Below are 13,060 nucleotides of genomic sequence, written 5' to 3'. Positions count from 1 at the left end.
GCATATGTTACGATCATGCTTCGGTCACCTTCTCCGTATGTTCTGCTTGATTATTTGCAGCGTTGTGGAAGATGATTTTAATCGTCGTTCCTTTACCAACTTCAGAATCAAGTTTGACAGAGTGACCTAAATAATCACAAATTTTACTTACAATATAAAGTCCCATACCAGTAGATTCTCCGAATGTACGGCCGTTTTTTCCAGTGTAAAACGGTTCAAATACTCTTCGAATATCTTCTTGCGGAATACCAACACCCTCATCACGAACTTCTAAAATAATATCTTTTCCGTTTCGGTAAGCAGATAAGAACACTTTCTTTCCGCGCTCACCAGAGTAACGAACAGCATTTGTCATTAACTGATAGATGATAAATTTTAGCCATTTCGCATCAGAAGCGACTTTTAAATCAGAATGGACTTCTAAAACAGGGAAAACGCCATTACGAATAAATAGTTCTTTTAATCCGTTAATATTTTTCGTTACTGTATCTTTTAATGAAATCGTCTCGACATGGAAATCTTCATGGAAGTTATTTAATCTTGCCATATATAAAGCCATATCAAGCCCTTGATTTAATCGTTCTAATTCTTTTTTGAATTTCGGAATCAAATGTTCATCTTCCATTTCGAGCACCATAAGCTGCATAACAGAAACAGGTGTCTTCATTTGATGCACCCAGTGGTTAATGAATAATTGATGTTCTTGTTGTTTTACTTCATACGATTGTAGTTCTTTTTGGAAGAGACGATACTGCGTACGCACGAGTTCATTTACGCCGTGGGGCATCGGAGCAGTTGCTCTTTCAATGAATGCATCTTCCATTTTCTCTGGTTGCTCACTTAATCTATGGTACATTCTACGATTGCGAACGTAACGATAAGCAAGGAAACAAATGAATAAATATAAACTTAAAACGACGAAGTAAAATTTATTATTTTGAAATCCATCTACTGCATCATAAAGAACGAAGATGATACCGAAGTTTAATACGTACAGTAGAAAAAATGCAAAATGATCACGTAAAAATAGCTTCATGCTTATTCACTCCAAGTTGCGTTAAAACGATACCCAAGTCCGCGCACTGTTTCAATAGCATTTTCAATACCAAGCTCATTGAACTTTTTACGAAGACGCGTAATGTTTACGTTTAATGTGTTTTCTTCAACGAAGCTCTCGTCATCCCATAGAGCAGCTAGTAAATCTTCACGGCTCGCCGTACGAGGGAATTTAGATAATAACATTTCTGCTAAAATAGCTTCTTTCTTCGTTAAAAGAACTTGCTCAGATCCAAAATGAATTTCTGGACGTTCTGGGAATAGTTTTAAACCTTCTACTTCAACGATACGTTCAGAAATATTTGGGGCATAATCACCGTAAATACGACGTAATTGACCTTTAATTTTCGCCATTACAACGTCGTAGTGGAACGGTTTTGTAATATAATCATCCGCACCGCTTTCAATCGCCATAATTTGTTCCATCTCACCTGCACGCGCTGAAATGAAAATAATTGGACAAGTAGATTCATGACGAATTTGACGGCACCAGTAGAATCCATCGAATTTCGGTAAGTTTACATCAAGTAAAACAAGATGTGGTTTCACTGCATTAAACGATTCCATAATATCATCAAAGTTTTCAGTAACAACAGCGTCGTAACCGTACTTTTGAATGTGAGATTGTAGTAATGATGAAATATTTGGATCGTCTTCAACGATTAAAATTTTGTACATATGTATATTCCTCCTAAAAAAACAATTGTAGATATAGTGTATCATGTGTTTCAAGTCTTTTCATTATGTTGAAAGATAAGCTAATAAACAGTATAGGGCAAAAGCGTAAAAAGTAAAAAGGGCGCTGGATACAATTTACAAATAACGGTAATTGGTTTAACATTTAGATAAATATCTAAATGTCTAATTATCGAAAGGAAGAAAGACATTGAATCAAGCATTCAAAGCATTAGCAGATCCAACAAGGCGAAAAATTTTAGACTTATTAAAAGAAGGTGATCTAACCGCTGGTGAGATCGCTGAACATTTCGATATGACAAAACCAAGTATTTCACACCACTTAAACGCACTTAAAAATGCTGAACTTATTCAAGATGAAAAGAAAGGTCAATTCGTTATGTACTCTTTAAACACAACTGTCTTTCAAGATTTATTGACTTGGGTGTTTACGTTTACGAATAAGGGGGAAGAGGGGAAATGAGAAAGCATATATTTCCGTTACTGTTAATTGCTTTAACGATTATTGCATGGAGTATCGCGTGGCCGTATTTACCGGGAGAAGTTCCGAGTCATTGGAACATTGATGGCGAAGTAGATGGGCATATGTCAAAAATGGGAATGATGATTTTTGATGTAGCAATTATGGTTTTTATATATGCAGTAGTGACTGTATTACCTAAGATAGATCCGAAGTACGATAACTATAAAAAATTTCCTAAAGCACTTGGAAGGATAAATGGATCAATTTTATTTTTCTTATTTACTATTAATATGATGACACTAGCAAATGCTTTAGGATATAACGTTCCAATTGGAATTGTTGTGAACATAATTGTCGGTATCCTCTTTGTTGTACTAGGCAATTATATGCAGCAATGTAAACCAAATTTCTTCATAGGTATTAAAACCCCGTGGACGTTAAGTAGTGAGGAAGTGTGGAGAAAAACACATCGGTTAGGATCAAAGATTATGATGATTGGCGGTATTGTAATTATGATTTCGGCGTTTCTACCGGGAATGTGGAAAATGATTAGTTTGTTAAGTGTAGTTGCTGTATTGGTTGTTGGTACGATGGGATATTCCTATGTTGTTTATAAAAAAGAACTAAAAATGTAAAAAAGCTGCTTTTCCTTTCATGGAAAAGTAGCTTTTTTTTTTATAACTTCTTCAAAACTGGTATCCAAATTTCACTTTTAAAGTTTGGAGAAGATATATCTTTCTGTTCATTCCACAATATTTCTGGTCCGTCCGCTAGTTCATAGTTCGAAGAAGGAAACCATTCAGAATAAATACGCCCCCACACATTTTGTAATGTTTCAGGAAATGAACCGACAGCTTCAAATATAGCCCACGTTGAAGTTGCGACTTCAAGTTGCGCGAATTGCTCTGGGCAATCTTTCGTTGTGGCTACTCCAATGTAGTGATCGAGTTCGCCTTTTTCCTCCATTCTTCCTTCAGAAAAGTTAGTAGAAGCACTAATGATTCCAGTAGGTTCCATGTTTGAAAGGGACTTTAATGTTTGAATAGCCTCTGGATTTAAACTTTTCCACATAGAAGCAATTTCTTCATTTACACCGTTAAAAACGATTGGTACTCGTTTTGTAATACCTATAATTTGAAATGAGTCTTTTTCTTCAATTCGATAGTTCATTTCATTTCCTCCTTGAATGGATAATTGGAAGGTCATTGGTGAATAGGCTTTTAAAGAATGACTACTACTTCGGGCCTCTGAAGGTGTTATCCCGTGCAAATTTTGAAAGGCACGAGAGAATGAATCTGGTGAATTGTAGCCATATTTTATAGCGACATCAATCACTTTTGTATCGCTATTTTTTAGTTCAAAAGCAGCGAGAGTAAGACGTCTACAGCGAATATATTCTGATAGTGATATGCCAGCTAGGAAAGAAAACATTCTTTTGAAATGATATTCGGAGCAATAAGCTATTTTTGCGACTTCTTTAAAATCAATTTCATGTGTAAGGTTGTCTTCAATATACTGCATTGCAGCATTCATGTTTTTAAGTGAATCCATAACCATGACCTCCTTGTTAAATAGAATAGCAGGAAAAAAATAGCCCCATCCGACATTTCATGCACAACTTTGTAGGGTGCATTTTTTACCTTACAAAATTGTAATGTTCCTGTAAGGAGAATGAATGGATGGCATGATATCCCAATGTTATAGTAACAAAGTACTTTGATTCATTAGGTTAAATTTTGATTTCTTTGCTCACCGGGCTTACATAACTGTCATGTTTGTGTAAGAAACATAGATAGTGGCAAGAGTGGAGAATGTATATAGTGAAAATAGAGAATAGATGAAATGAGGGATGTCGAGATGAAAACAGTGTTAGAAGCAAAAAATATTGAAAAAGTGTATGACACGGGTGGTAATAAATTTGCAGCGTTAAAAGGTATTAACTTACAAGTAAAAGAAGGTGAGTTCGTTGGAATTATGGGACCTTCTGGTTCGGGTAAGACGACTTTACTAAACGTTCTTTCTACAATTGACAATGCGACGAACGGTGAGATTTTAATTGATGGAAAAGATATCGTGAAAATGAATGATGATAAGTTAGCGTTATTCCGCCGCGATCATTTAGGGTTCATTTTCCAAGATTATAACTTATTAGATACGTTAACGGTGAAAGAGAATATTGCGTTACCTCTTGCGTTATCAAAGGTGAAAGCAAATGAAATCGATCGCCGCGTTCTTGAAATCTCAAAGAAATTTGGTATTGATCATATTTTAAGTCAGTTCCCATATCAGGTATCTGGTGGACAGAAACAGCGCTGTGCAGCATCACGTGCGATTGTTACGAATCCAAGTATGATTTTCGGGGATGAGCCGACTGGAGCACTTGATTCTAAATCAGCAACAGATTTACTTGAAAGTATGAAGTCGCTAAATGAATATGATAACTCTACAATTTTAATGGTAACGCACGATGCATTTGCGGCAAGTTACTGTAAACGAGTTATTTTCATTAAAGATGGTGAGTTATATAAAGAATTGCACCGCGGTGAATTAACGCGTAAACAATTCTTCCAACAAGTCGTTGACGTAATGTCTTCTATTTCCGGAGGTATGGCTGATGACCTTATCTAGCATTGCCCTCCGCAACATACAGCGGAATTTTAAAGACTACTTTGTATATTTTGCATCTATGATTTTTAGTATCGTTATTTACTTTACATTTAAAGCACTGCAATATAATTCACAAATGGAAAAAGCAGCGGAAGCTTCTAAAAAAATTAGTGGAGCGTTCCAAGTTTCTAGTGTCATGCTAATTATATTCGTAGCGGTGTTTATTATATATTCGAACGGATTCTTTACAAGAAAACGTAAAAAAGAAGTTGGACTATATTCCTTATTAGGTATTCGTAAAAAACAGATTGGTAAAATGCTCTTTTATGAAAATATGTTAATGGGATTAATGTCTTTAATTATCGGGATTGCGATTGGTAGTGTCCTTTCAAAATTATTCCTTGAACTGCTAGTAAGCATGATGGGATTAAACTTAAATGTTCATTTTGAAGTACCGATGGCTGCCGTTATTGATACAGCAATTATTTTCTTTGTGATTATTTTATATACATCACTTCAAGGATATCGTTTAATTTATCGCTTTAAGTTAATTGAACTTTTCCGCGCAGAACGTGAAGGAGAAGCAATGCCAAAAGGCTCTGTCATTATGGCATTAATTTCAGTTTTTTTAATCGGTTCAGGTTATTTCTTAGCGTTAATGTACATGAAAGCAGTTATGTATGCAGACTTTATGATCGTCGCATTATACATTTTATTAGCGACAGTAGCAGGAACTTATTTATTATTCATGTTCTTCACAGTATTTGTATTGAAACGTGCAAGAAATAATAAGTCAGCGTTTTATAACGGTATGAATATGGTAACGACATCACAGTTACTATATCGCATTAAAGGAAATGCAAAATCACTTGCGACAATTGCTATTTTAAGTGCAGTAACATTAACGGCGGTTGGTACGTCAGTTACGATGTATTACAATACATTCACGCAATCAAAAGTGGCTGCACCATATAGTTATTCTTATGAGAAAAAAGATGAAGCATTAGATAAAAAAGTAAATGAAATACTTGCTGGAGAGAAGAATAATCATCCAGTGACATATGAAGCAGATGTTGAAATGATTCCTGTGAAAGGAACATTTAAAGGTGAAAGAGCGGATCAAGTTCTGAACACGCACTACAATATTACGAAGCAGTACGAGCTTATTTCTCAATCAAACTTTAATGCACTTGCGAAACATTTAGATGTAGAACCTGTAAATTTAAGTGCGAATGAAGCTTTTGTATATGATAGCTTATATATTGAAAATCTTGATTTTGGTCCTCTTTACACAGGAAATACAGCTGTATTCCCTGTTGGAAATGAATCAAAAGAGTTAACAATTAAAGGTGTAAATAGTAGAAGTGTTACAAACTTAAATGAACTATTTGTAATCGTTCCGGATCAAACATATGAGCAAGCGAAACAAGTAAACGAAACGCGTATTGTAAAAAATATTGATGTAAAAGGTGAGCGAAATAGTAAAGAGTTAACAGCGAAATTAGCAAGCGTTATGCCAGCTGGTGAATCAGAAGTTTTAAAACCATTTAATGATTTCTATACAGGATTCCAAATGGGGCTTGAAACGACAGGCTTAATGATGTTCATTGGACTATTTTTAGGATTAGTCTTCCTATTAGCGACAGGCTCAATCATTTACTTCAAGCAGCTTACAGAAGCAAGTGCTGACCGTGATCGTTACGTTGTCCTTCATAAAGTTGGTGTAACGAAGCAAGAGATGAAGAAGGCTATCGCAAAACAAGTGAGCTTTATCTTCGCTATTCCGTTAGTAATCGGAATTCTGCACAGCTTATTTGCACTAAAAGGTTTAGCAAATATATTACCATTTGAAATTATGATTCCGCTTCTAATTAGTATTGGAGTATACGGCGTCATTTATATCGGATATTACTTCTTAACAGTTCGTTCTTATTATAAGATTGTAAGTGCGAAATAATAAGTGAAGCTGTGAGAAAATAAAATAGCCATTTACCTAATTTTTATGAGGTGAATGGCTATTTTTGTTTTATAGAAATAATTAACGCGCATCGATTATATCGATGAAACTAAAAGTATGTTTGCGGTCAAAGGCATCTATGCATATTAAAGAACGTTTCAAAGGGTTTAATTCAATTACAGTCATATAACTTGTAGGGAAATAACCATCTTTATAATAAGTAATCAATATTTCTTTTTCTGAAATGAATGAGCGTAATAAAGTGTCTTCAATTCTTTCTCTATCATCGTATGGCGATACTTTTCGCGATTCTTTTATGTCAGCAGATTGTTTAGACATAATAGTCATTTGAGGCGATTTTGATATATTTGTACTACTCATGCTTTCTATTCTCCTAACAATATATTTTCTATATAGAAAGGTTAATCACTATGGAAGTAGTCGTTACTTATAATTGCGTAAGCAACTTATGTATAGAACGAAACAATGATGGATGATTTGGAGCCGAATTTGCTTAGTACTAAAAAATTATCAAATTCATTAACTTATTTATAGTAATTTATTTGTCATTCTTGTACTTTTTTGAAGAGGATTAAAACTTTATTAAGATAAGTGTGGATGAAGGACAATAAATCGGCTTGAGGAAGGTGAGCTAGTATGACAACTATCTCACCTTCATTTAAGAAAGCGTTTTTATATAACGGTATGATTTTCACGATATTGTCTAGGAGTCATACTAGTAATTTTTTTGAAGACTCTTGTGAAATAACTTTGGTCATTAAAATTAAGCCAGGCACAAATATCTGATAGTGGATAAGTCGTTAATGTTAATAATTTTTTTGCTTCTTCTACGCGTTCCCTCTGGATGTATTCACTTAAAGGAATTCCCACTTCTTTTTTAAATAACTTTGATAAATAAGTAGGGGAAATATGTAAAAGGTTAGCAAGGTCATTGAGAGTTATTTCATCGTAAATATGTTTGTGAATATGATTTAGGCATGTAGTAATGGAATTAGAATATGCCTGATCACTATATTCTTTCACCCGTTCTGCAAAAGTACATAATGCATCTTCAATTAATCTATTTACGGAATACATGTTATCTAGCTTTTCAATCGTTTGGATATATAAAGTACCAAGTGAAAAAGCAATGTCTGATGGAAGATTACCATCTATCGCATATCGAACAGCTAGTGTAATTGCGATAATACCGTTATTTTTTTGGTTTCTAAGTTGATCTCCTTTGGATGAAATTGCCGCATCTTCTTGTGGGAAGGAATACGCATATTGTATGACTTTTTCTTTATTGCCTTCTTTAATGGCTGAAAAAAATTTATGTTCCAATGATATGTCATAATTTTGCGGATCATGCCGGCGACGTTTTGAAATATATAGATCAGGATTTACGATTTTATAAGAAACATCTTCGAGCAATTTATTTTTTTCCCAAACAATATCGCGATTTAATTTTTCATTGAAAATGACGTAATGTAACCAAATACTTATATCAATTAGCGTACTTTTTTTAATCTCAGGTAGAAATTGATAGTACTCTACTCCTTGTTGCATTTTATTATGACAGTTGAAATATTTCATAAGTTTAATAGCCATTTCATCTGATACTTTTGGATAGGCAGTAGGGCCGATTATAATCGTTCCTTTTATATGTTCATGATCTGTTATATGGATGCTAATGAAATTCTCAAGATATTTATTCCCTTTGAAAATTGGGAAATTACAAGGAGCGTTTTCTTGATAAAGTTCATTCAGATGTTCTTCTTTAGAAGAATAAAAAGGACTACCAATCGTATGAGAAGTAGATTCATACACAATTTTTCTATCAGTAGATAGAAATTGAACAGGTACATGAAAAGTACTATGTACAAGATCGCATAAGTGCTGTAGGTCGATGGAATTATTCATTGTCTTCTCTTTTTAAATCGTTTTGAAATATTAATACTTAAATCTACATTTGTTTCTATAAGATATAAATTTCTTGTTATTTGAATTTTTTTCTCACGCAAAAAGGATTACATATATTGGATAATAATGAAAGGTGATTTACACATTAAATTCTGCATATGTTGTATGAAAATAGACATAGCGATGGTACCTTCCATGAAATTCCTTTTTATATTCATTATATCAAATAAATAAATATAAAAGAGGTATTTATTTATGCAATACGAAAGATTTCATGTATAAGAATGAATGATACATTCTTCATAAAATCTTAAGAAATCTCCTCAATTTTTATTAAGAAACGATAGTTATACTTAGAAACAAGTTAAAAACTATCGAACGAATGGGGAGAGGTTTACATGCAGCTCATAACATTCTTACATGAATTTATTAAACATCCGAAACATACTGGTGCAATTGCGCCAAGTTCAAAAATATTAGCAAAGAAAATGGTAGATGTAATTGATTTTAATAAAGCAAAATGCATTGTAGAGTTAGGGCCTGGTACAGGAGTCTTTACGAAAGAAATTATGAAGAGAAAGAAGAAGGAAACAATATTTCTTCTTATTGAAATTAATGAAGTGTTTTGCAAAGAGTTAAAGAGAAAGTTTAAAGATGAGCAGAACGTCATTGTTGTACACGGTTCAGCTGAAAATATAAAGAAGTATATGGAAGAGCTCCATATAGAATGCGTTGATTACGTCTTATCAGGATTGCCTTTTACTTCTTTGCCAGAAGAAGTTTCAAAGGGCATTTTAAACAATGTAATGGAAGCGATACATGAGAATGGGGAATTTATTACATTTCAATATTCACTTGTGAAAAAAGGATTTATACAGCTTTTCTTCCCTGAAATTACACTAGAAAAAGTGTGGCTCAATTTCCCACCAGCGTACGTCTTTAGCTGTAAAAAAGAGCTAAGGAGAGCATATGCATAATGGAATTACATGAATTATTATCTTATATTGAACAATACGGTTATTGGGCATTATTTTTCTGTTTATGGTTAGGGATTATCGGTATGCCAATTCCAGACGAAATGATCGTAATGAGTGGTGGCTTTGTATCTTCACTAGGGATATTAAGTGTCATTCCTGCATTTGTATTAACGTATTTAGGTGTTGTATCAGGGCTATCTTTAGGTTATATATTAGGGAAAATATTTGGTACAAAAGTACTTGATAAGCTAATGAAAAAGAACAAGGCGAAATATCTTTTGAAATCTCAACAAATGGTAGAGAAGTATGGCCATTACGCGTTAGTCACAAGTTACTTCATACCAGTTGTAAGACATATCGTGCCATATTTAGTTGGGATGAATAACATGTCATTTCGGATATATGCTTTGTATTCCTATACGACAGGATTTGTTTGGACACTCATTTACTTTGTGCTGGGTTCTTTATTTGGACAACATATTGAAAGGATTGTAGCAGTTGCGATAGAGTATGGCGTGTATTTTGGCGTAGTTGTCGTTTTAATTGGCAGTTTGTTTTACGTAAAAAGAAGTGTAGTAGTTAGTAAGTAGAGGAGGCTGTTCCAAAATACATTTTGGACAGCCTCTTTTGTTGTGCGGTTCTACGGTCAGTTTTTGTCGGTAAGTCGATATTCCTTGTCGAAACGCCGATATATTGAAAAAATCGTTGATATATTTCGATTTGTGTTCGATATATTTGAAAAATCGTCGATATAATTTCATGTACCTAGATGTGATCTCACATGTCCTCTACATTAAGAAAAAGTTAAGAAACAGTATGAGTTTTTATTAAGAAATGCGTCCTATACTTAGAAATGTCATAAATAAAAACATAATGAAAGGCGGAATATAGATGAAAAGATTTATTTTTGGAGCAATGATTGTTATCGTCGCAGGAGCGGCATATTTATTAAATGGGAGTAAGCTATTAGATCAGATGAACCCATTTCTTGATATAGAGAATCATTACGCAATTATTGATACGGATGGAAAAGAGTTAGACGGAAATAAAGGCCGTGAATATACGGTGAAAGCTTACGATAAGGATGGAAAAGAAAAGGAAGTAACGATTGATGGAGTAGATGAATTGCAAAAAGGTTCGTACTGGCATGTGCTTACAAGGGGAAAGATTTTACATGATAAAGTGCAAGTAACGATAGATAAAATTCCTGACGGTGCGAAGGCAAAGTTAGGATTGTAAGTATAAACCCGATTCTTAATGAGAGAATCGGGTTTGTTATTTTATGGTAAAATTTAGAGGGGAGGAGTGAGAGGTATGCTACTCATTGTTAGTCTTATATTAATTGGGATTATGTGTAGTATGAGGGTAGTATCTTTACATATGATAGAACGACAAAAGATAGAAGAGCGATACGTATATTGTCCAAAATGTGATGCGAAAATTAGAAAAGGGAATTCTGCTCCTTTTTGTTCGAAATGTAATTTAATATTTTAAATAAGGTAAAAGACCACAACGAACATATTTCGATTCGTTGTGGTCTTTTTTTATGAAGAAATAATAACAACTTTCTATGTTCCACTGATAATTTCTACAGTTACCTCCGCAAGAATAGGGGATTTTTTTATAAAATCATTTTTAATCATTTTATTTTGAAGCTACAGACGTTGAAACATAAAATTGTTACTTATTAGTATCTATAACACTTTAAAGTGCGTACTTTTTATTGTGTTGTAGATAAGACATAATTACATACGTGAGAGGGAAATGAGTAGTGTGGAACTAAAAAGCATCTACGTTATTTTTAATAACTATCGTGCTTTGAAGTGCATACGGCTTTGCCTACTCGAATCCTTTAGGTCAGTCCTTTTCACATTAATTGATATCCATTAACCATTTTTAAATAGATTTTAGGAGGAGATTTTATATGAAAGATTTATTAAAAGGTACACTTGGTTTTGGTACAGCACCACTAGGTAATATGTACCGTAATATTCCGGAAGAAGAAGCAATCGCAACAGTAGATGCTGCTTGGGATAATGGTGTTCGTTACTTTGATACAGCTCCACTTTATGGATCTGGTTTAGCAGAGATTCGTCTTGGTGAAGCACTATCGAAAAGAAATCGTGATGAGTACTTCTTAAGTACAAAAGTAGGTCGAATTATTTCAGATGAATTGGAAGATCCATCTACACGTGATTTAGGTGAAAAAGGCGGACTTTTCGAATTTGGTCGTAAAAATAAAATTATCAACGACTACAGTGCGGATGCAACTCTTCGTTCTATTGAAGATAGTTTAAAACGTTTAAAAACAGATCGTCTAGATTTTGTTTATATTCATGATGTAGCACAAGATTTTTATGGAGATGAGTGGATTTCACAATTTGAAATTGCTCGAACAGGAGCATTCCGTGCACTTACTCAATTACGTGATGAAGGTGTAATTAAAGGCTGGGGCCTTGGAGTAAATAAAGTAGAATCAATTGAACTTATGCTGGACTTAGAAGAAGCAAAACCAAATGTTTCTTTACTAGCTGGTCGCTATTCATTATTAGACCACGAGCGTGCGCTAGAACGCGTAATGCCTGCTGCTGTAAAAAACAATATGGACATTGTTGTTGGTGGACCATATAGCTCAGGCGTTCTTGCTGGAGGTGCTCACTTCGAATACCAAAAAGCGTCACCAGAAATCATTGCAAAAGTTAATAAAATGAAAAACCTTGCAGATCGTCATGGAATCAGTATTAAAGCTGCTGCTTTACAGTTTTCACTGGCTAACCCAGCGGTTGCAGCTGTTATTCCTGGTGCAAGTAAACCGGAACGAATTGCAGAAGACCAAGCTGCATTGAAAACAGTAATTCCGGCAGCGTTCTGGGAAGAAATGCGTGAACAAAAATTAGTTGCAGCTAATGCACCACTACCAATTAACGTTAAATAAAAAGGAGAGTAATGAAAATGGCAAATACTATTACATCTATTGAAATTCCAGCTTCACCTGAACAAGTATGGCAATTAATTGGAGGCTTTGATGCACTTCCAGATTGGTTACCGTATATTCCTAGCAGTAAAGTAACGGAAGGCGGACGTGTACGTCATTTAGCTAATCCTGATGGCGATGAGATTGTAGAGCGTTTAGAAGCATTTAATGAGAAAGAGCGCTACTACACATATTCAATTATGCAAGCACCGTTCCCTGTGACGAATTATTTATCTACAATTCGTGTTAAAGAAGGTAAAGATGCTAACACATCATTAGTTGAATGGTCTGGTAGCTTCACTCCTGTAGAGGTTACTGATGAAGAGGCAATTAATCTATTCCATGGAATTTATAAAGATGGCTTAGAGGCATTACAACAAGCATATTTAGGCTAATCAATTTGTTAA

General features: G+C 34.2%; 15 protein-coding genes. 10 read left to right on the top strand and 5 right to left on the bottom strand.

Annotated elements, in window-relative coordinates; translation table 11 throughout:
• Positions 1-13: 13 nt before the first annotated feature.
• A complete protein-coding gene (locus ACYVEC_RS21295; protein WP_000765345.1) occupies positions 14-1,036 on the bottom strand; it encodes a sensor histidine kinase in 1,023 nt (340 codons plus the stop codon).
• Positions 1,037-1,038: 2 nt separating this feature from the next.
• Positions 1,039-1,734 (bottom strand): response regulator transcription factor, encoded by a 696-nt coding sequence (locus ACYVEC_RS21290; RefSeq protein WP_000276732.1) that lies wholly within the window; start codon positions 1,732-1,734, stop codon positions 1,039-1,041.
• Positions 1,735-1,942: 208 nt separating this feature from the next.
• On the opposite strand from ACYVEC_RS21290, the gene ACYVEC_RS21285 reads away from it, so the two are divergent.
• Both ACYVEC_RS21285 and ACYVEC_RS21280 read left to right on the top strand, forming a co-directional pair.
• Positions 1,943-2,215: an autorepressor SdpR family transcription factor gene (locus tag ACYVEC_RS21285; RefSeq protein ID WP_063224343.1), complete on the top strand. Its 273-nt coding sequence runs from the start codon at positions 1,943-1,945 to the stop codon at positions 2,213-2,215.
• Positions 2,212-2,850, top strand: a complete 639-nt coding sequence (locus tag ACYVEC_RS21280; RefSeq protein ID WP_063224342.1) for an SdpI family protein — start codon at positions 2,212-2,214, stop codon at positions 2,848-2,850. Before ACYVEC_RS21285 ends, ACYVEC_RS21280 begins: the two co-directional genes overlap by 4 nt.
• Before the next feature lie 40 nt (positions 2,851-2,890).
• Here the strand turns inward: ACYVEC_RS21280 and ACYVEC_RS21275 are convergent, their stop codons facing one another.
• Positions 2,891-3,766, bottom strand: coding sequence for an AraC family transcriptional regulator (locus ACYVEC_RS21275; RefSeq protein ID WP_063224341.1), 876 nt, complete (start codon positions 3,764-3,766; stop codon positions 2,891-2,893).
• 306 nt (positions 3,767-4,072) lie between these two features.
• On the opposite strand from ACYVEC_RS21275, the gene ACYVEC_RS21270 reads away from it, so the two are divergent.
• Together ACYVEC_RS21270 and ACYVEC_RS21265 are read left to right on the top strand one after the other, a co-directional pair.
• Positions 4,073-4,843, top strand: coding sequence for an ABC transporter ATP-binding protein (locus tag ACYVEC_RS21270; protein WP_000859653.1), 771 nt, complete (start codon positions 4,073-4,075; stop codon positions 4,841-4,843).
• Positions 4,830-6,779: an ABC transporter permease gene (locus ACYVEC_RS21265; protein WP_199678104.1), complete on the top strand. Its 1,950-nt coding sequence runs from the start codon at positions 4,830-4,832 to the stop codon at positions 6,777-6,779. Before ACYVEC_RS21270 ends, ACYVEC_RS21265 begins: the two co-directional genes overlap by 14 nt.
• Before the next feature lie 81 nt (positions 6,780-6,860).
• On the opposite strand, the gene ACYVEC_RS21260 is transcribed toward ACYVEC_RS21265, so the two are convergent.
• Together ACYVEC_RS21260 and ACYVEC_RS21255 are read right to left on the bottom strand one after the other, a co-directional pair.
• On the bottom strand, positions 6,861-7,160 hold the full coding sequence (locus tag ACYVEC_RS21260) for a YolD-like family protein (protein WP_063224338.1): 300 nt from the start codon (positions 7,158-7,160) through the stop codon (positions 6,861-6,863).
• A 312-nt stretch (positions 7,161-7,472) separates the two neighbouring features.
• On the bottom strand, positions 7,473-8,702 hold the full coding sequence (locus ACYVEC_RS21255) for a helix-turn-helix domain-containing protein (protein WP_460508199.1): 1,230 nt from the start codon (positions 8,700-8,702) through the stop codon (positions 7,473-7,475).
• A gap of 398 nt (positions 8,703-9,100) precedes the next feature.
• On the opposite strand from ACYVEC_RS21255, the gene ACYVEC_RS21250 reads away from it, so the two are divergent.
• The 6 genes from ACYVEC_RS21250 (at position 9,101) to ACYVEC_RS21225 (ending at position 13,048) form a co-directional block, all read left to right on the top strand.
• Positions 9,101-9,679, top strand: coding sequence for a class I SAM-dependent methyltransferase (locus ACYVEC_RS21250; RefSeq protein WP_063224336.1), 579 nt, complete (start codon positions 9,101-9,103; stop codon positions 9,677-9,679).
• A complete protein-coding gene (locus ACYVEC_RS21245; protein WP_063224335.1) occupies positions 9,679-10,269 on the top strand; it encodes a DedA family protein in 591 nt (196 codons plus the stop codon). Before ACYVEC_RS21250 ends, ACYVEC_RS21245 begins: the two co-directional genes overlap by 1 nt.
• A 301-nt stretch (positions 10,270-10,570) precedes the next feature.
• Entirely contained in the window at positions 10,571-10,918 is a 348-nt protein-coding gene (locus ACYVEC_RS21240) for a YxeA family protein (protein ID WP_063224334.1), read from the top strand.
• Between the two features lie 75 nt (positions 10,919-10,993).
• Positions 10,994-11,173 carry a hypothetical protein gene (locus ACYVEC_RS21235; RefSeq protein ID WP_029440251.1) on the top strand — a complete coding sequence of 60 codons (180 nt, stop codon included), beginning with the start codon at positions 10,994-10,996 and terminating at the stop codon, positions 11,171-11,173.
• Between the two features lie 430 nt (positions 11,174-11,603).
• A complete protein-coding gene (locus ACYVEC_RS21230) occupies positions 11,604-12,614 on the top strand; it encodes an aldo/keto reductase (RefSeq protein WP_098555312.1) in 1,011 nt (336 codons plus the stop codon).
• A 17-nt stretch (positions 12,615-12,631) separates the two neighbouring features.
• Positions 12,632-13,048, top strand: coding sequence for an SRPBCC family protein (locus ACYVEC_RS21225; protein ID WP_063224332.1), 417 nt, complete (start codon positions 12,632-12,634; stop codon positions 13,046-13,048).
• Positions 13,049-13,060: the final 12 nt, after the last annotated feature.

This window comes from Bacillus sp. MN7755 (genome assembly GCF_054771475.1).
The sequence above is the reverse complement of the archived record's forward strand: the minus strand, read 5'-3'. Positions and strand labels throughout refer to the sequence as shown.